The sequence below is a fragment of the Virgibacillus sp. W0430 genome (assembly GCF_051846935.1).
Taxonomy (GTDB): Bacteria; Bacillota; Bacilli; order Bacillales; family Amphibacillaceae; genus JBPYCR01.
Map to the genome: position 1 here is coordinate 103,757 of NZ_JBPYCS010000001.1, position 18,973 is coordinate 122,729.

15 protein-coding genes and 1 pseudogene are annotated in these 18,973 nt (G+C 37.7%); 11 read left to right on the forward strand and 5 right to left on the reverse strand.

The genetic code is table 11. From position 1 onward, the window contains the following. The first annotated feature begins 79 nt into the window (after positions 1 to 79). Positions 80 to 649 carry a hypothetical protein gene (locus tag ACLIBH_RS00475; RefSeq protein ID WP_439314712.1) on the forward strand — a complete coding sequence of 190 codons (570 nt, stop codon included), beginning with the start codon at positions 80 to 82 and terminating at the stop codon, positions 647 to 649. 163 nt (positions 650 to 812) lie between these two features. Here the strand turns inward: ACLIBH_RS00475 and ACLIBH_RS00480 are convergent, their stop codons facing one another. The 3 genes from ACLIBH_RS00480 to ACLIBH_RS00490 form a co-directional block, all read right to left on the reverse strand. Beyond that, positions 813 to 1,715, reverse strand: a complete 903-nt coding sequence (locus ACLIBH_RS00480) for a DMT family transporter (protein ID WP_439314713.1) — start codon at positions 1,713 to 1,715, stop codon at positions 813 to 815. A 212-nt stretch (positions 1,716 to 1,927) separates the two neighbouring features. Beyond that, positions 1,928 to 2,080: a YfhE family protein gene (locus ACLIBH_RS00485; RefSeq protein ID WP_439314714.1), complete on the reverse strand. Its 153-nt coding sequence runs from the start codon at positions 2,078 to 2,080 to the stop codon at positions 1,928 to 1,930. A gap of 291 nt (positions 2,081 to 2,371) precedes the next feature. Then, positions 2,372 to 3,520 (reverse strand): MFS transporter, encoded by a 1,149-nt coding sequence (locus ACLIBH_RS00490; RefSeq protein ID WP_439314715.1) that lies wholly within the window; start codon positions 3,518 to 3,520, stop codon positions 2,372 to 2,374. 230 nt (positions 3,521 to 3,750) lie between these two features. Between ACLIBH_RS00490 and ACLIBH_RS00495 the strand changes: the two are divergent. The 5 genes and pseudogenes from ACLIBH_RS00495 to ACLIBH_RS00515 form a co-directional block, all read left to right on the forward strand. Next, a pseudogene (locus tag ACLIBH_RS00495) lies at positions 3,751 to 3,897 on the forward strand (IS5/IS1182 family transposase); the annotation flags it as partial. Between the two features lie 483 nt (positions 3,898 to 4,380). Then, on the forward strand, positions 4,381 to 5,205 hold the full coding sequence (locus ACLIBH_RS00500) for a squalene/phytoene synthase family protein (protein WP_439314716.1): 825 nt from the start codon (positions 4,381 to 4,383) through the stop codon (positions 5,203 to 5,205). 285 nt (positions 5,206 to 5,490) lie between these two features. Then, positions 5,491 to 6,324 carry a sugar phosphate isomerase/epimerase family protein gene (locus ACLIBH_RS00505; protein ID WP_439314717.1) on the forward strand — a complete coding sequence of 278 codons (834 nt, stop codon included), beginning with the start codon at positions 5,491 to 5,493 and terminating at the stop codon, positions 6,322 to 6,324. A 67-nt stretch (positions 6,325 to 6,391) separates the two neighbouring features. Then, positions 6,392 to 7,144, forward strand: a complete 753-nt coding sequence (gene aroD, locus ACLIBH_RS00510; RefSeq protein ID WP_439314718.1) for a type I 3-dehydroquinate dehydratase — start codon at positions 6,392 to 6,394, stop codon at positions 7,142 to 7,144. A 780-nt stretch (positions 7,145 to 7,924) separates the two neighbouring features. Continuing rightward, positions 7,925 to 8,860 carry an aldo/keto reductase gene (locus tag ACLIBH_RS00515; protein WP_439314719.1) on the forward strand — a complete coding sequence of 312 codons (936 nt, stop codon included), beginning with the start codon at positions 7,925 to 7,927 and terminating at the stop codon, positions 8,858 to 8,860. A gap of 336 nt (positions 8,861 to 9,196) precedes the next feature. On the opposite strand, the gene ACLIBH_RS00520 is transcribed toward ACLIBH_RS00515, so the two are convergent. Both ACLIBH_RS00520 and ACLIBH_RS00525 read right to left on the reverse strand, forming a co-directional pair. Next, positions 9,197 to 10,210 (reverse strand): LacI family DNA-binding transcriptional regulator, encoded by a 1,014-nt coding sequence (locus tag ACLIBH_RS00520; RefSeq protein ID WP_439314720.1) that lies wholly within the window; start codon positions 10,208 to 10,210, stop codon positions 9,197 to 9,199. A gap of 435 nt (positions 10,211 to 10,645) precedes the next feature. Next, positions 10,646 to 12,007, reverse strand: coding sequence for a hypothetical protein (locus tag ACLIBH_RS00525; RefSeq protein ID WP_439314721.1), 1,362 nt, complete (start codon positions 12,005 to 12,007; stop codon positions 10,646 to 10,648). Positions 12,008 to 12,229: 222 nt separating this feature from the next. On the opposite strand from ACLIBH_RS00525, the gene ACLIBH_RS00530 reads away from it, so the two are divergent. The 5 genes from ACLIBH_RS00530 to dctP all read left to right on the forward strand — a co-directional run bounded on the left by ACLIBH_RS00530 (position 12,230) and on the right by dctP (position 18,922). Continuing rightward, positions 12,230 to 13,654 carry an aldehyde dehydrogenase family protein gene (locus ACLIBH_RS00530; RefSeq protein ID WP_439314722.1) on the forward strand — a complete coding sequence of 475 codons (1,425 nt, stop codon included), beginning with the start codon at positions 12,230 to 12,232 and terminating at the stop codon, positions 13,652 to 13,654. Positions 13,655 to 13,693: 39 nt separating this feature from the next. After that, a complete protein-coding gene (locus tag ACLIBH_RS00535) occupies positions 13,694 to 15,442 on the forward strand; it encodes a thiamine pyrophosphate-binding protein (protein WP_439314723.1) in 1,749 nt (582 codons plus the stop codon). 842 nt (positions 15,443 to 16,284) lie between these two features. After that, a complete protein-coding gene (locus ACLIBH_RS00540) occupies positions 16,285 to 16,998 on the forward strand; it encodes a GntR family transcriptional regulator (RefSeq protein WP_439314724.1) in 714 nt (237 codons plus the stop codon). A 197-nt stretch (positions 16,999 to 17,195) separates the two neighbouring features. After that, the gene (locus tag ACLIBH_RS00545; protein ID WP_439314725.1) at positions 17,196 to 17,675 is read left to right on the forward strand and encodes a RidA family protein; all 480 of its coding nucleotides are present in this window, start codon (positions 17,196 to 17,198) and stop codon (positions 17,673 to 17,675) included. Between the two features lie 173 nt (positions 17,676 to 17,848). Further along, positions 17,849 to 18,922, forward strand: coding sequence for a TRAP transporter substrate-binding protein DctP (gene dctP / locus ACLIBH_RS00550; RefSeq protein ID WP_439314726.1), 1,074 nt, complete (start codon positions 17,849 to 17,851; stop codon positions 18,920 to 18,922). Positions 18,923 to 18,973: the final 51 nt, after the last annotated feature.

Consider the following 18,973-nt stretch of genomic DNA (forward strand, 5'->3'; position numbering starts at 1 on the left):
TAGTATTATCATCGTGTTGGTTTTTGTTTCCAAACAGCGAAAACGGAAGCGGAAGTCTTTATACGGGAATCGTCCCCATTTGGCCTTTTTCACATATGTCGGAATTTTACTCGTTTCAATGATTGTATACGCTGTGTTACCGCAGGCTGAAGCGAATGGAAGTCGTGAACAGGTTAATAAGATTCCATTTTTATATGAAGCGGTATTCGAAAATAAACTCGATCGTATCGCACCTGTGTTTATGGAAAAGCAATATACATATGAATATGAGAAAAAGCAAATGAGAATACTTATTACCGCATCAAATGAACCTAATGTAATAGCAATTAAAAGAAAAGCGGTTAATGATGACAGAGTAGATATTATTCATTATGCAACCCCGTTGCTCATTGAAGGTATGGAGGTTGTTGAATATACGGACTCACCAGAAGTAATGGTGGAGGGAGATTCCTTCTATATCCATTTTCCGGATTATATTGAGCAAAAGTTTCTAGCTTATAAAAATGAATTTACAATCGTTCAATTTACAGAACAAGACTTTTGGGTGAATGATGAAATTGTGAGGGGGGAGCATTTAATATATATTGAAGTTCCAAAAGATGTTGAAGTTATTGATGGTGAATTTCTGAACGTGCATTATGTCGATTAATCTCCATCAAGGGTGGAAGCGTTGCTTTAATTTTTGTGCGTACTGACCGCCGATCGATCTTACGCTACTATATACGATACTTGCGAGCGGATTACAGCCTTTAAACAAAATCTGCGGGAACTACGGTTCATACGTTTCCCGCAGGTATCCTTGGTTAGGTTCATTACGTGGCTGATTCGGCGCTATCTTCGCGTTTTTTCCTTCCGACCATATTAACAACCGCGACACTGGAAATAGCTACGAGTCCCCCAATAAGAGACAATACGCTCGGTATTTCATCTAGCCAGAACCAAGCGATAATAATAGCGAAGGCTGGTTCCAAATACATCATGCTCATTACGGACGCAGTATTTCCCATAGATAAAGCGATTGCCCAGGTCGCATAGCAGATTGCTGCAGGGAACACCCCTACATATATAGCAGCGATATTTGCTTCAAGTGTAGCAGATTGAATGTTTTCAAACAATCCAGGTAAGAACACAAGCATTGGCAATGTGCCGGCCCATGTGAAATAAGCGGTCAATTCAATTGGATTGTATTTAATAAAAAGCGGTTTTTGAAAAACGAAAAAGAAGGAAGCAGATATGGCGGCAAGAATAACGAGATAAATTCCTTTCGACACAGTAAATTCCGTCCCAGTTGTTCCCAATGTGATCAGGAAAATACCTACAAATCCTATGCCAAGGCCTATCCATGCAAATAGCTCCATTCGTTCTTTTAAAATAAATACAGCAATTAACGTAGTAAAAATAGGAGCCGAACCGATAATCATGCTCGTAGTTCCAGCTGATACCGTTTGCTGACCAAAAGTGACTAATACATGGTAAAACGTAATGCCTATGATACCGAGTATAAAGATATGCAACAAATCTTTTTTGTGCGGTAAACGAAAACGGTTTTTAGTTAGGAGCGCATACAATAAAAATACTGCGGACGCAACTAAAAAGCGAAGCAATACGAGGTGGCCCGATGAAAATCCTCCAAGAATACTTGCACGAATGCCGGCAAATCCAGAGGACCAAACGATGATTGTTAGTAATGCAATTGTAAAAGTTCTTCTATCCATATTTTTGTTCCCCTTGCTCGCTATACTATAAATTGAACGTATCATAGTTGTGTCCACTTTGGCAATAATAAATGCTTCTAGTGTGTATAAGGAAGTAAACGTATGTTTTAATTGCTAAGGGAGTAAGGAAAGAAGGATGTTAACTTTGTTAATTTCCCAATTGAAATGGAAAAAGTCGAGACATAATCTGTCCCAACCTCATAGATAGTAATTCACTTCGACTTATTTTCTCGTTTAGCTTCTTTCACTCGTTCTCTACGAAAGCCACCTGCAATATCTGCTTGTTTAAAATCATGTGCGTAGTGAACTTCTTGTGCATCGGACATTTGCTTATCGTTTGACGGTTGATATTGTGCTTTACCCATAATTCATCATCCTTTTCACATAATTTCACTTACGGTACTACTATTACCATTTTAAAGGACAACGTAAACATAAGTTCGTAAATATACGATAATCGCCTTAAAGGAAGAAGGTTGATAGCAATCTTCCCCACCCACTTCAAGTGAACGTTTACGTACGTAAATTATGTTTAATTCGAGCTGCAAGCCTGTTGTTCAAGCGTTTGATCAATACCTTTTAATCGGGGAACATTCCATTTTTTATAGGTTTATGATCGTACAAATATTGCAATAGCAAGGCAACTTAAGTTGTATTTATTTGTTCGCTAACTTTTTACGTATTGCTACAAAAGCCGATCCAAGTGCAAGAAGGACAAACAAGGAGCCGATGGTCGCATTATGTGCTACAGAAACACGTTCAATAGCAAACCCACCAGCAACGGATCCAAAGGCAATTCCAAAGTGAAGGGCTGAATTGTTCAAGCTTTGTTGGATTGCTGCTGTCTTTGGGGAAGCTGCTATAAGATAGCTTTGTACTGCTGGCGTAATTGCCCAGCTTAACGTTCCCCATACGACCATAACGATAAAAAATAATGGTAAAGCAAACGTAGTGTACGGAATGATGAACATCGTTACTGCAAATAATGTAATTACGAAAATCATTATGCGCTTTGGTCCAAAGCGATCGGTAACTGTACCACCAATACCTCCACCAGCAACTGCTGAAATGCCAAACAGTAAATAAATGAAACTAATCCACGTATCTTCAACACCTACGATTTGCTTTAGAAAAGGGGTGAAGTAAGCATATAGAGTAATATGACCAGCTAAAAAAAGAAACGTTGTTAGCTGTGTGAAAAATATCTTTCTTTCTTTTAATGTTGCGATTTGTTCTTTTAAAGGAATCGCTTTAGTTGATTCAATTGGTTTCATGAAAAAGTAAACAAAAATAATCATGAGCAATGTTAAGCTGCATATTAAGGCAAATGGAGCTCGCCATCCAAAAGTATTGCCTAGCATTAACCCGATTGGAACACCTAAAACGAGGGAACCACTTACACCCATGACGACGATTCCTATAGCTCGTCCAATATATTTTTGTGAAACAATACTTGATGCAAGCGTGATGCTTAGTACGACAAGCAAGGAGCCACTAGCAGCTGAAATTATGCGTGCAAGCATTAACATAAGGTACGATGTACTAAATAATACAATCATATTGCCTAATAAAAAAACGAAAAGTGCGTAAATCGTAAGTCGCTTGCGGTCCATTTTAGCGGTCATAACGAGCAAAACAGGAGCAGCAATTGCAAAGGCAAGGGAAAAAACAGAAATAAGCTGTCCTGCTTGCCCAAGAGAAATTTGTAAGTCGGTGGCGATTAAGTCTAATATTCCACCTATAATTAATTCGACCATGCCCACTACGAAGGCGATGATCGTGAGTAAATATACACGTTTATCCATATTTTGTATCCTTTCGTGAAGTTCCTTCTTAAATGCTACGCTATCAGGCTAAAAAAAGAAAGATATTCGTTTAAGTAAATTTTATAATTGTTTAATTAAAGGAATGAGATTCATAATCCCAAGCCCTTACAGGCCAAGGGTTTCAAAACTTAAAGAAGAAGCACCGCCCCAAATCTTGTATAATGGTAGTTGACTACAAACCATAAAGAGACTGGAGGGACACTCCCTATGACCATTATACATTAAACAATGTTCGTTCCAGAACAGGTAAACAAGCAAAAGTTCATTTTGATATAGTCACCTTAATGTACAATGCATCTAAATTAGCAGTTGATCGAATTCATACAGCATTCAACCAAGAAACAGAGGGTGCATAGCAACACCAACTCGTCTGTGTGGAATCCGGATCCACGCAGACTCCAGCAGGTAAAGCAACAGCCAAAAATCCACTTTAAAAGTTTTGGGGCAACCTTTTAAAATTAGTTGAGGCGTTGCCTGCGGAAAGCGGAGTGGATCCGGATGGAACACAGCAGACACCAATCTCGCTTTAAATGTTTAAGTGAATATTAAAATTCTGTTCTTTTGTGATTTCTTAAAAATGGCCATTATGAAATTGGCTTAAGGCTTAAAATCGAGCATTATAAGCGAATCATAATTTTTTTATAAATGTAAACCGACAATGGTTCTTACGGAAAGAGCGAGCTACTAGCTGAACCGAACTAAACGAATATAGTATTAAACACTAGTATGAACGTAAATCAATAATATAATTTTTACAGTACAATTAAAGCGCTATCTAAGAAAAAAATCGGTTTCTCTGCTATACTAAAAGTAACCATAATGCCAGGAGGAATTGTCAGTTGAGTAACAGAGCCAAGCTCGAAAAAGAAGCAATGCACATGTTGAAGCTAACAAGCAGAACGTTTTATATTCCCATCAGTTTATTAAAGCCTACCTTACGAAAAACAGTGGGCTCCGCTTATTTATGCATGCGGGCCGTAGATGAAATTGAAGATCATGAAATGCTGGATAGGGAAGTAAAAGAAAAACTATTGCGATCAACGAGCGAATTACTGCTAAAAGACGTCTTTGATTATGAGGCGTATGACAAATTAATGCAGCCGTATCAAACCGTATTGCCAGAGGTGACATTGAGGTTAGGCGATTGGATTGACTTTTGCCCTGCGGATATCGTTGGAAAAATTAAAGAATCAACAGCAGAAATGGCCACTGGGATGGCAAAGTGGGCTACGAAAGATTGGCAAATACAAACAAAAGATGATTTAAACGATTATACGTATTATGTTGCAGGTCTTGTTGGTGTGATGCTATCCGATATTTGGCGGTGGTACGATGGAACGGAAACGGATCGGGAGCTCGCTATCGGGTACGGTCGTGGATTGCAAGCAGTAAATATTTTGCGAAATCAATACGAGGATATGGAAGAACGTGGTGTAGAATTTATACCTGATGGCTGGAATAGGGAAGATATGTTTCAGTTTGCCCGGGAAAATCTAGAACTGGCGGATAAATACATGCTATCTATTAAAACGAAAAACATTTTATTGTTTTGCAGAATCCCACTCGCTTTGGCGAAAAGAACGTTGAAAGCAATGGAAAGCGGAAAGAAAAAAATGTCTAGAAATGAAGTTGAACAAGTCGTAGCAGAAATTAAACAAGATTAATGGTTATTTACCTAGAATACAACGATATATACACAGGATACGAACGTATAAAGCAATAGAAGAAGAGGAGAGGGAGCGCCTTCCCCTCTTTCTTTAAAGATTAAACGTAATGAGGTTCATTCAAGCAAATATGTATTGAACTTTTGCTTCATATCGTGTATTATAAACCCAATAATTAGATCGATCTAAATTGGCGTACGCCTTTCTTAATATTTTGGGGGCCAAAAATTACACACTATAATTAGATCGATCTAAAACAATTGAAACTAGGGGAGGATTTTAAAAATGGATCAACAATTTTCTCTTGCCTACTTAACGGTGTTGAATACACCACCTCCGGAGATGGCACATATGGCGGCGAATGCAGGCTATGATTTCATTAGCTTACGTCCGATATATATGGGGCTTCCAGGGGAGCAAAATTTTTCACTCGCTACGAATAAATCATTATTCAAAGAAACGAAAAGAGCAATGGAAGATAGAAACATTCAATTATTAGATATTGAACTTGCACGAATCGCGGATAATATTGACCCAAGTGAATATGAACCTGAACTTGAAATGGCTGCTGAATTAGGTGGCAAGCATGTATTGAGTAGCATTTGGACGGATAATCGTTACGAAGCAGTAGAGAAGTTTTCCCGACTTTGTGATCTTGCAGCCCAATATAATTTAACAGTTGATTTAGAGTATGTACCAATTGCAAGCGTATCCAAAATGGTGGAGGCAACAGAAATCTTATCTATTGTAAGTCGGAAAAACGCTGGATTATTAATAGACATTCATCATTTTCATCGTGCGCATGATACAGTAGAAGAACTGCGTAAAGTGCCAAAAGAGTGGTTTCATTTTGTCCATTTGTGTGATGCAGTAGAAGAGATTCCTCGGGATAAAGAAGAAATGATGAGAATTGTACGAGAAGCGCGGTCGTATGTTGGTGAGGGTGGGATTGATGTTGCCAGTGTTGTAAACGCTATCCCGAATGTACCTTATTCGATTGAGCTACCAAATAAACAACAGTCCGACCTTTTAGGATATGAAGAATTTGCACGACGTTGCTTGGAATCAGCAAAAGCGTACTTCCATGCAAATCCGCGAAAAGAAAAGAGCATGTGTTAACATAATTTTTTAAGATAGATTAATGGTATAATACGATTACTTAAACAAGATGGAAGGAATGTTGTTAATGGAGGATTTGTTAGTAAATAAAAAACACCCATACATTTGTACGCCATTGACAGGTAAGACAAAAGAAATTATATTGAATCAACTCGATACGGTTGTTACCCAAGAGCCGGATATTATTGAATGGCGCGCAGACTTTTTATCGTCTTTATCAGAGACGGACGAAGTAATAGAAATTATAGATGGGATAAAATCCAAAACGAAGATCCCCCTTCTATTCACTATTCGAGCAGAACATGAAGGTGGAGAAAAAATTTCATTAACGGAAAAAGAAAAGGTCCAATTAATTCGCGCCGTTTGTGAACGAACAAGTGTTGATATGATAGATTATGAAACTTCCAATGAAACGAACTATGTTAAAACGTTAAAATCGATCGCAGAAGCGAGCAACAAGAAATTGATATTATCCTATCATAATTTCAGTGAAACGCCTAACAAAGCAGAGATTATTGAGCGGGCTAAACAAGCAGAAAGCCTCGGAGCCGATATTGCAAAGTTTGCTGTTATGCCAAATAGCAAAGAGGATGTATTCCAATTGTTAGATGCAACAAGAGAAATTGATGCACTATTAAATATTCCCGTCGTTACAATGTCCATGGGTGATATTGGGGGATTCAGCAGAATTGTCGGATGGGCGTATGGATCGATCATTACCTTTGGTGTAGGGGTAGAATTATCTGCACCAGGACAGATTCCTGTAAAGCAATTACGAGAAGCTATTCAACGCACGCAACAATTGATTCCGAAGTGGTAATAATGCTTGAAAACAAACCAATAGCCTGTTCCTATCGTTAAAATAAGGAACGGGTTTTTCACATATGTACAGTAGCTTAAGTGCCGAAATTAAGCAAACGTTTGATCAAAAAAGTTTGCATTAATGTGCAAATAGAGTTTTCCTTCGTCATGTTGCCAATTGTAAGGTGTTTAAAGCATTCTAACTAGAAAAAGTGTGAAGCTGATACTCGGAAAATAAATAAACATTGAAAAATAGTCCAATAGAAGAAGCCTTTGGGTGATATGTCAAGCGAAAGATAATTAAATAGTAAGTTATCTTGGAACAAACGTGAGCGCTGGTCAGCAGCCACGTTTATGCGTACGATCCTTGTATCGAAATCCGCCCTGGAGCTACAACCATCCAGGTTTGAATATCAAGGTGCACAGCCTGCGTGTTTGAAGGTCAAAACGTACACTTGGAAATAGTCTTTTTAATTTAGTTAAGCCCGTAAGGAGAATAAGAATTGTCTCAAATGATCCTAAGACGCAGCGTCCAAGTGTTTGACATATTACTTAACAGACTATTCATGCACAAACTGAGTTTCCTATAACGGATGGCGGCGACTCCTCATGCGTCTTGAGACCCCACAGCGAGCTGTCTTTGCGAGCGAGGAGGCTCAAGCCATGCCCGCGAAAAGCGTTCGCCAGTAGTGGAAGGTAACAGAGTTATTGACAATGAGGTCTTTGTGATTTTTGTAAATTAGTAAAAATTAATAGGCGGAAAAGAACGCCTAAACATACTATAGGAGGGGGTAACGTTATGAATAAAGTAATACTGAGAGGAACGGATATTGCTGTAAATCCAATTGGGCTTGGAACGAATGCAGTCGGCGGTCAAAGGCTTTACCCTACAATAAAGGATGAAGCTGGTAGAGAATTATTGCGAACGGCCCTGGAAAATGGGATAGACTTTTGGGATACCGCATTCATCTATGGACCGAAACGATCCGAGGAAATAATTGGTGAAATATTACAAGAAACAGGTGGTCGCCAAAGGGTCGTATTGGCGACAAAAGCAGCGCATCGATTTGTTGATAACAAGACTGTGGTTGATAATTCGCCTGCTTTTTTGAAGCAAGCGGTAGATGATGCATTAACGCGCTTGCAAACAGATTATATTGACTTGTTTTATATTCATTTTCCTGATGAGGCAACACCGAAATATGAGTCTGTTGGCGCATTAAAGGAACTAAAGGATGCAGGAAAAGTTCGTGCAATCGGTGTATCTAACTTTTCGAAAGAGCAACTTGAAGAAGCAAATCAGGATGGGTATGTGAACGTGTTTCAAGGGGAATATAATTTGATTCAACGGCAAGCAGAAAAAGAGCTTTTTCCTTACACCATTCAGCATAATATATCTTTTGTGCCATTTTTTCCGTTTGCATCGGGATTATTAGCAGGAAAATACGATGAGAGTACGACGTTTGCCAAGGGCGATCTACGTAACGATAAGCCGCATTTTAAAGGTGAAGCCTTTCGAGATAGCTTACAAAAAGTAGCGGAATTAAATGGAATGGCAAAGGATAAAAACATCGAAGTTGCACAGCTCGTACTAGCTTGGTATCTTAAGCAGAAGGCAATCGATGTAATTATACCAGGAGCTAAAAAGGGTGAGCAAGCGATTAAAAATTTACACGCACAAAACGTACAACTTTCAACCGGAGAAATTATGAAAATCGATCAATTATTTAGTTGAAAATATAAGTGCGAAAGATGCAAAAAAGCTAAAGATAGAAAATAACATGAAAGCACAGATCAAGGCTGGGACATAACAAAGTTGCTAAGTTAAAAGTTTTGAGCAATGAGCTAAAATAGGCTCGGAAATTTACGTAGTTTCCAGCAGGCGGAGACGCATCAGCCGCCTACGGAAGCGAAGTATCTTCAGAACGAGGTTATCCTTTAAATCTAATTGTTCGGTTTCTTATTAGTTTAAATAGTTCAGTCCCAGTCTCTTTCTGTTTCTGCAATCTGTATCTTATTAAGGGCAGATTACCTATCAGCTCTAAAGATCCTTTGGCTATGGTGGGATTGTTTACGAAGATTCCCTTTGAATTAACTTAGGATCAATAATGACGCGTTGTCTGTCAAGGGTAGGTTCATTCATTCTTTCATGTAAAAGTCGAGCTGCCGTTGTCCCAGTAGTTTGAGCAAAGGAAGAAATGGTCGTTAAGGATGGAAAGGTAATAAGCGCTTCTGGTATGTTGTCAAAGCCAACGATATCAATATCCTTTCCTGGTGTATACCCCATTTTCCGTAGCCCAATAATCGCTCCAAAGGCAACTAAGTCGCTAAAACAGAAGATTGCCTCTGGTGGGTTTGCTGCTTGCATTACTTTTTCAACCGCTTCAAGTCCACCTTCTCGCGTCGGTGAACTGCCCATAATAATCGCTTGATCTAAGTGCAGATTTGCCTCTTCGTAAGCTTTTTTATATCCATCCATTCTTTCTTCCCACGTAGAGGAGTTCGTTACCCCGCCAATAAAGGCGATCCGTTTATGCTGTTTTTTCTCAATCAAATATTTTACTGCCATATAAGCGCCTTGGCGATAATCCAACCCAACGTAATCGCTTTTTAAATTAGCTAATTCACGTACACTTACAACTATTGGAAGCTGTAGTTGGTTTATTTTTTTAACGGTTTCTTCCGAGCTGGAAGAAACAGGGCATAACAAAATACCGCCAACACGGTTTTCTAGCATTGTGGATAACAGCCGGTTTTGTTCGGTAAGTGAATCGAAGGTTGTTCCTAAAATAATTGTGTAGTTATATTTTTCTAATTCTTTATGTACGCCTCGCAAAAATTGAGAGAAGAATGTGTTTCCGATATCTGTAATAATAATGCCGATTGTTTTTGAACTTTGTGATCGCAAATTTGCCGCTACCCGGTCATAGACGTAGCCAAGTTCTTCCATGGATTTGAGTACTTTTTTTCTTGTTTTTTCAGCAACCTTAGGACTGTTGCGAACGATTAAAGAGGCTGTTGCACGGGAAACACCTGCATGATCTGCTACATCTTTTAATGTGACGCGTCGTTGTGTGTTTTTCATCCATTTCTCCTCCATAAAAGTAACGTACGATATTAATCGTCCACTATTGTATTTATGTTTTCCGATGCTTTTAGTATAACAAAAAAACACGCAGCATGTCTTAAAGTTAAAGGGCGGGGATTGAGTCACGTATTTGTGGGTGTTATTTTAAGAAGTTAAAAAACCTCTCTTTGTATTCGTTAATTTTAGTATTGATTCCTACCGACCGCAGTAGATATATACTTCGCTTTCCGTGGGCAACGCCTCAACTAATTGAAGAAGTTTTTTCAAACTTCTTCAATGGATTTTCGGCTGTTGCTTTTCCCACAGGAGTCTTCGCATAAGTCCACGGCTATTGATGCTATGTTAATCATAGAAGAATTCCTCATAAAAGGAAGGTAGATGTAAGCAAATGACACTTCGGCTTCCAGCTTTAGCTAATGGTCAAGTCAGTAATTATTTTATAAAGCCCGTTACGAAATGAATAAGCGATGCAAACGCAATGGAGCTTAGCATAATTACAATTGAAAATGGGAGGTTCCGAATACCGACACGAAAGATATTAGTTTTTAATTCACTTGCTAGAATTGAAATGGATAGATTAAACGGGCTGAACATCACTGTGCTTAAACTACAAATTATTAGTACGATGGCGAGTGGTATACTTGTAATCTCTTGTATAAATGGACGTAAGGTTTCTCCTAAAAGGACGATCGAAACTAACGGATGAAAACCGATATATCCTGTGATTAGGAAAAAAGCCGAAATTAAGAAAAACAACAGAATCGTTTGATCCGCGTGCCCTAAAATAAAACGTTGTACGATATCCAATATTAACGTATCCGAAATCATATTGACGAAAAACCCCGCACTTAAAAACATAAAAAAATAGTTTGCAAGTCCTTTTGTTCTTTCTTTCCAATGGGAAAAACTATGAATCACATACCGTTTTACTTTATGAATTCGCATAGCCCATACAAATGAAATGGGAATGATTAGTAAAACGAGTGAAAACAAGTATCCTTGGTGTAAAAAATGATTTAAAGCTGTTACTGCACTTACTAAAAGGGTAAGCAATATCGTAAGCTCGCTTATTTTTGAAAATATTTCTCGAAGCGATATGGTTTTATGTTCAATATTTACGTGCAAATGCGTATACTTTCTTTTTGCACGTACGGTATCGACACATAAAATGACGGTGCAAAATAGCAATAAAAATGGGAGGACAAATAAATAGTTTTGTCCAGTAATATCGATGGTTTGAATGATGAGAATTTCCATTGGACTCCACATAAGACATAAAGCATATCCTCTTAAAAGACTTTTGGCATAAAACACATCTGTGAAGCTCTTACTATAGCTTTTTAAAGCCGATTGCATAGCCTTTAAAAGCAATGGAATGGTTGCGATATTGAGGAAGAGCCCTAAAATATGAGTGACAATTGCTCCCCGCTGATACAAATCACCAGCATGATCTACTTTATATTGCAATAGCGAGCGCAAATGCTGATCATAACGACCGACTAGAATTAAAGAATTAAGAAAAGGCAACAAAAGAAATAATGCTAAAATACCAAGCATTGTATCAAATTGTAATAAGAAATCTTGCCAAGTAAGGCCGTGATAGAAAAACAAAATGAGTCCGCTTATGTAAAAGAAAACCCCAGAATAAAAGTACAAACCGTTCGCATAAAATAACGAGACAACGATAGCAATATTTGCGAATATGCCAACCATATAAGGCAGAGAAGGTATGGTAAATATGTTTGCTAAAATGTACAGTATGATAACGATTGGATATAAAAAAATGCGAATCATGCTATTCCCCCTGAAGCATCGGTTACATAATTAAAGCTCGTAACGTTATTTTTAAAGCGGTTAAATATATTTTGTATTGTCAATTAACCGAATTTATAGTAATATTATATATAAGTTTTAGATCGATCTAATAAAGCATTATACCATAAGAGGATAGAAACATTACACCTTGCAGCTCAAAAAGTAGATCGATCCAACGACTTTTAGATAAGGGTGATAAAAATGAAAAGAGCAAGTTCTTTTATAAATGGAGAATGGGTACATGCAGAACGTGAAAAAGCTACTGTTATCAATCCCTTTTCAAAGGAGAAAATAGGAGAACAATACGCAACCAGCAAAGAAGACGTGGAATACGCGCTCGCATCTGCCCATGCTGCTAAAAAAGAGATTAAAGCAATTCCGACGCACGAGCGTGCTAACATATTAAAAAGAGCAGCAAAACGATTAGAGGAAAGAAAAGAGGAATTTGCTCAATTGTTGTCCAGTGAGCTAGGAAAACCTTTAAAAGATACGTTAGGAGAGGTGGATCGCTCGGTTGAAACGTTGGAGCTTTCTGCTGAAGAAGCGAAACGTCTTCATGGCGAAACCTTGCCTGGCGATGTTTCCGAACGAGGGGTAAATGCAATTGCAAATACATATCGTGTTCCTGTCGGTGTAGTTGCTGCAGTAACGCCTTTTAACGCCCCATTAAATCTCGTTTGTCACAAAGTGGGACCAGCATTTGGCGGAGGAAATGTAACGATATTAAAGCCAGCGCCACAGACGACGTTAATTGCAACCGCTTTATTGGAGTTGCTTCTTGAAGTTGGACTTCCAAAAAAGGCAATCCACATGGTGCTTGGCGGTGTAGAGGTTGGTCAGCAGATCGTGCGTGACGACCGTGTGAACCTTATTTCGTTTACCGGGGGAATTGTTGCAAGTCGTAACATAGCACAAATTGCTGGAATTAAAAAACAACTATATGAATTAGGTGGTAATGCGGCAACAATCGTACACGAAGATGCCAATGTAGATAAAGCTGCAGCGATGTGTGCAAAAACTGGTTTCAGTAATACAGGACAAAGTTGCATATCCGTGCAACGGATTTATGTTCATGAAAAAATTATCGATACATTTACCGAGAAGCTCGTGAGCGAGGTATCACAGCTTAAATGCGGGGATCCACTCGATTTGAACACAGATGTAGGAACATTGGTTGATGAAAACGCAGCGAATCGTATTATGAACTGGATCGATGAAGCGGTTAGAGCGGGAGCAGAGATTTTGCATGGTGGTGAACAACATGGGGCTTCTGTCGTACCTACTGTGCTTAAAAACCCGCCAAAGCACGCAAAAGTAGTTTGTGAAGAAGTATTTGGTCCAATCGTTAGTATTATTCCTTATGTGACGCTAGAAGAAGCAATAACGGAAGCCGATAACTCGCCATTTGGGTTACAAGTTGGAATCTTTACAAATAAAATCGACCTTGCATATCAAGTGGCAAATGAAATGGAAGTAGGAGGCGTAGTTATTAACGGCACATCTAATTTCCGTCTCGATCATTGGCCGTATGGCGGAGTGAAAAATAGCGGGATCGGTAGAGAAGGGCCGCGTTATGCAATTCAGGAGATGACGGAGACTAAAATGGTTGTCCTTCGCATGGATTAATTGGTTTATTCGTAAATTATACTTTCAGGAGGTAAGGAAATGTCAAAAGAATCAGTGTCAAAATTGTTGGTTGAATACCTGGAAGATCGCGACGTTCAGCATATATTCGGACTTTGTGGCCATACAAATATTGCCTTTCTGTCCCAGTTAGAAAATAGCTCGATAACGTTTATTAACGTACGGCATGAACAAATTGCAGCCCACATGGCGGATGGCTATGCACGTGTGACTAAAAAAGCGGCGGTTGTTCTAAGTCATTTAGGTCCGGGTCTTACGAATGCAGCTACAGGAGTTGCGAATGCAGCATTAGACTCCATACCGATGGTTGTAATTGCTGGAGATATTCCAAGTCATTATTACGGGAAACACCCACACCAAGAGGTGAATTTACATGCAGACGCTTCCCAATATGAAATTTACCGCCCGTTCGTGAAACGTGCATGGCGGGTAGACCGCCCAGATTTACTTCCTGAAATAATGGAAAAAGCATTTCAGCTTGCTGAATCAGGTAGACCAGGTCCTGTATTGGTAGATGTTCCGATGGATATATTTTCAAAAGAAATCGAAGCATCATTATTTGACCGAGCTATGCACCATACGCGTACACTTACAAAGCCATCAATTGATGATGTGACAGCAAAGGAAATCATCGAAAAGCTAGTGAACGCTGAAAAACCAGTAGTTTATGCAGGTGGCGGTGTTATTTTAGCAGATGCTGCGGAGGAATTACGAACGTTTGTAGAACATTTTGATATTCCGGTTGCCCATTCATTAATGGGGAAAGGTGTTATGGCAGACGATAACGATCTAACGCTTGGAATGACAGGGTTTTGGGGGACGAAATTCATTAATGAGAAAACCCGAACAGCAGATACGATATTTGCACTAGGTACACAGTTTGCCGAAGCAGACAGCAGTTCCTGGGAGCCTGAATATACGTTTGACATTCCAAAAACAAAACTAATTCAAATTGATATAAGTGCAGAGGAAATTGGACGTAATTATCCCGTCGAAATCGGAGTTGTGGCAGATTTAAAACAAGCACTAACCGTATTAAATCGTGTTGCTAAGGAGCTTTATCCGGAAGGAAAAGTAAATAATGAAATTAAACAGGAAATAGCAACTTACAAAAAGGAATTTAAAGCAAGCAATGAAAAAATACGTCAGGATAATAGCTTCCCACTCATGCCACAACGGATTTTAGCAGATGTAGAAGCTGTAATCCCTAAAGATGCATATATTACTACAGATGTCGGTTGGAATAAAAATGGAGTAGGGCAGCAATTCCCGATATATAAAGCAGGTAGTATTTTGACGCCAGGTGGATTTGCAACGATGGGCTTCGGTGCACCAGCAGCACTTGGGGCTAAACTTGCAGCAGATGGAAATGTAGTTATTTCACTCGTAGGCGACGGTGGCTTCGGTCAAAACCCAGCACTACTCGCGACGGCTGCAGAAGAAAATATCCCTGTCATTTGGATTATTATGAACAACTCATCCTTTGGTACAATTGCAGGACTTGAAAAAGCACATTTTGATACAACATATGGAACTGTTTTTGAAAAGTCACCTGACTTTGCTGCAATTGCGAAAGCATACGGTGTAGAAGGAATTAAGATTAACGCCGCAGATGAATTTAAGCCAGTACTTGAAAAAGCAATTCAAATGAACAAGCCGGTTGTGCTTGATGTTCCAATGGTTAACAATCCTGTACCAACAGATGGACACTGGAACATAATGGACATTTACTCACCAGGAAAAACCGTTCATCATGTAAGCGTAGAGTAAACAAAAACGTTTCAACTTAATGATGACAATTAGCAGAAATCGGAAACGATAATCAAAACCACGTTCCTAGAAAAAGGAGCGTGGTTTTTGAATCGGAATTTTAATGGTTTAAATCGAAACGTCTTTTCTTTGCCTGAGTAACTACGTATGTGGGTATTGTAGTTGAAGAAATCTAACTTTAGCAGGAATAACGGGGGAATTTAATTGAAAGTAGACCTGTAAGCAACAAGGAGATTGCAGCCGTGCTCGTGGAAGTTGTGCTAGGGGATTCCATTTTAATTTTTTAGTCTCTAGGGACCATGCGACAGAGATATTTACGGTCATCTTCTCAAGAGGGAAAAACAGAAGATTAGTTCTATTAAAAAGTTCAGTGAATAGTAATTTAGTGAGACACACATAAGAGCGTTCAGTTAAAAAGAACAGGATTAAAAATTCCTTTTTGATCATTTTATTCCAACTTATCTTTTATCTTCTTACTTTAGTTTCTTAACGAACTGAATCATTTCATTATTACTTTTAGTTGAAATTTTTTTAATTCAAAGTTAGCGCGCGGTGCCCTGAAAAAGTGTACTGGAAATATTGGATGAAAGTGCTACCTAGAACAACTTGATTTACTTATATTGGATATGTAATTACTAATGTAGAGTATAAGTTTATTGAGATAGATTAAATATCCATTTTATTCATTTATTTAATAATTTTCTGAATTCTTATTGACATAGGTCTTTTTATCTGTTAGATTGTTATATAAATTAATTAAGTGGATCCAATATCCAATATCCAATATCCATTATCCAGTTATTTAAGTGTGAATTAGAGGTTAGTAAAGGTGGTATTGATAGGTGAATAACAATGAATTTACAAAGTTAATAGATGAAAAGAATGATAGAATTCAAACGACTCAAGAATGGGTTACAAATATTTTGAGACAAGCGATATTAAATGGATATTATAGTGATGGAAAACCATTAGAAACCACAATTTTAGCAGAGAAACTTGGAGTAAGTAGAATGCCAATTAGAACTGCACTTTTGCAATTAGAAAATGAGGGATTAGTGGTCTTAGAACCTCATAAAAAGGCTGTGGCGACAAAATTGTCTCCTAAGGAGGTCCATCAGTTGTGTGAAATCAGGCGTGAATTGGAAGCGTTATCAGTTAGATATGTCATAGAGAACATCCAGGATTGCGATTTTAAAGAACTGGACAGGCTTGTTGATAAAATGGACAACGCATCCGCTAGCGACTTTATGCTTTATAATCGAGAGTTTCATAAAAGACTTAATCAAATAAGTCGAAATAAGACATTAGAAAATATGATTTTACAGCTTAGAAATAATGTTGATCGTTATTTAAGGTTATATGTATCAAGTGGTAATACGAAGGAAAAAATACAGAAAGGAAATAAAGATCATCGGGATATTATAAAAGCCGTGAAAGAAAAGGATAGTCCTATGGCAGAAAAGATTGTCAAAGAACATTTGAGTAGGACATGTGATGAAGTTGCAAAACTCTTAGAAAACATTTCACATGATAAATTAACTGAAAAGAAACAATAATTTGTAATTATTTATTATTATAGGGAGGGAAGACGTTTATGAAAATATCACATTAATTGAAAGGGGGGTTAAATATATAATTAAGAAAACGGTAATAAATACAATAAAAGTATTTTAAGAAATAATATGTTGGTTTAAATTGGTAACATGCAAAGTAATTAAATATTTAAGTTATAAAAAATTGTGGAGTGATTAAAATGGGTAAAGTAGAAAAAAGGATGGAAGAACTGGGATATAAGCTTCCCAAACCTTGGAAACTTCCAGGAGAGTTTGCATTTGTTGGTGCACTTGTTCATGAAAATCGAGCATATATCAGTGGGTCTATGCCATTTGTCAACAGTACTTTTGGAGATTTACCTTACACAGGAAAATTAGGAGATACTGTAACCATTGAACAAGGACAAGAATTGGCAAGGTTATGTATTATAAATTCTCTTGCAGCTCTAAAAGAAGAGATTGGGACTTTGGATAAAATTGATCGTATATTAAAGGTAAATGGTTTTGTTGCATGTGCTACGGGCTTTACTGATCAACATATAGTTTTAAATGGAGCATCCGATTTCCTTAAAGAAGTTTTTGGCGAAAAGGGAATTCACGCTAGAACAGCTACAGGAGTTACATCAATGCCTTTAAATACACCTATTGAAGTTGAAATGATTATTGCGTTACAGAATTAATGTATACCTATTGACATTATTTGAACATGAAATGTACAAGTTGATATAAGGTGTTATTTTTAAAGTGTATATAGAAGGATAAGAAGTTAATATATTAGGCAAGCTGTAAGGTAGGCTTGCCTAAATTAGACAAATTTCACTATATTTAACTAAAACGAAATGGAGGGTAAACTATGAGGAAGTTTATACATATAGTTTCAATAATTATTTTGGGATTAATAGTTTCCGGATGTGGCGGTAACGACTCAGAAACAACAGGTGAAGACAGTACAACGGGTACAGCGGAGACAAGTAATGATGGGGATGTAGTTACAATAAAATTAGGCCATGGTGGTGCAGCAGGTGATATATTGCATCAAACTGTGGATTTACTAAGTGAATATGTTGAAGAACAAACGAATGGGTTATATAAAATTGAAAACTATGGAGCAAGTCAATTAGGAAATGAACGTGATTTAATTGAAGGAGTTACATTAGGAACTGTAGATATGACGTTGGTGACAAATTCTCCATTGGGAAACTTTGTTCCAGAAGCCTTATTTTATGATTTACCAGGTTTATACACTGATCTCGATCATGTTCATAGTGTGGCAGACAGTGATATTGTAAGAGAATACCTTGCAGAAAAAACCTTGGAGAAAAATCTCAGATTACTAGCGGTTACTGATGGCGGATTTAGAAATATTACAAATAATAAACATCCAATTTATGATATTGCAGATCTGTCGGGAATTAAAATGCGTGTTCAAGAGAGTCCTTTAATTCGTGCAACTTATGAAGCGATACCAGGAGTATCACCTACTCCAATTCCAATCGGTGATCTTTACTCTTCTTTGGAACAAGGTATTATTGATGCTCAGGAAAACCCGGCAATATTAATAAATGATTTTAAATTTGCTGAGGTTCAAGATTATTTAACTTTAACAGGTCACTCTTTCTTTCCAAGACATATCTTTATTAACGAAGATTTATGGCAGACTTTTCCCGAAGAGGTTCAAAAAGTATTTATAGATGGTACTAAGAAAGCGGAAGAATTTAAAAATAATTACTATGAGACGGAAAATGTCAAAGTTATAAAAGATTTAGAAAAACAGGGCATGGAAGTAAATGAACCAAGTAATAATTTCTTGGAAGATTTTTTTGAAATAATGCAAAAAGAAGTTTATCCACAGTTCTATGATGATATTGGTGGTGGTGATGCAGAAGAAGGTAAACGTATTGTACAAGAAATAATTGATATGAGATAAGTTACATTTATTGAGATTAACCTCCTTCTGATAAATATAACTAAAGGAAGT

What these genes read in the sequence shown, in the direction of transcription:
- ACLIBH_RS00520 (WP_439314720.1), bottom strand. Translation starts at nt 10,210, where the DNA reads ATGAAAAACACACAACGACGCGTCACATTAAAAGATGTAGCAGATCAT.
- ACLIBH_RS00505 (WP_439314717.1), top strand. Translation starts at nt 5,491, where the DNA reads ATGGATCAACAATTTTCTCTTGCCTACTTAACGGTGTTGAATACACCA.
- aroD (WP_439314718.1), top strand. Translation starts at nt 6,392, where the DNA reads ATGGAGGATTTGTTAGTAAATAAAAAACACCCATACATTTGTACGCCA.
- ACLIBH_RS00545 (WP_439314725.1), top strand. Translation starts at nt 17,196, where the DNA reads ATGGGTAAAGTAGAAAAAAGGATGGAAGAACTGGGATATAAGCTTCCC.
- ACLIBH_RS00525 (WP_439314721.1), bottom strand. Translation starts at nt 12,007, where the DNA reads ATGATTCGCATTTTTTTATATCCAATCGTTATCATACTGTACATTTTA.
- ACLIBH_RS00485 (WP_439314714.1), bottom strand. Translation starts at nt 2,080, where the DNA reads ATGGGTAAAGCACAATATCAACCGTCAAACGATAAGCAAATGTCCGAT.
- dctP (WP_439314726.1), top strand. Translation starts at nt 17,849, where the DNA reads ATGAGGAAGTTTATACATATAGTTTCAATAATTATTTTGGGATTAATA.
- ACLIBH_RS00530 (WP_439314722.1), top strand. Translation starts at nt 12,230, where the DNA reads ATGAAAAGAGCAAGTTCTTTTATAAATGGAGAATGGGTACATGCAGAA.
- ACLIBH_RS00535 (WP_439314723.1), top strand. Translation starts at nt 13,694, where the DNA reads ATGTCAAAAGAATCAGTGTCAAAATTGTTGGTTGAATACCTGGAAGAT.
- ACLIBH_RS00490 (WP_439314715.1), bottom strand. Translation starts at nt 3,520, where the DNA reads ATGGATAAACGTGTATATTTACTCACGATCATCGCCTTCGTAGTGGGC.
- ACLIBH_RS00515 (WP_439314719.1), top strand. Translation starts at nt 7,925, where the DNA reads ATGAATAAAGTAATACTGAGAGGAACGGATATTGCTGTAAATCCAATT.
- ACLIBH_RS00480 (WP_439314713.1), bottom strand. Translation starts at nt 1,715, where the DNA reads ATGGATAGAAGAACTTTTACAATTGCATTACTAACAATCATCGTTTGG.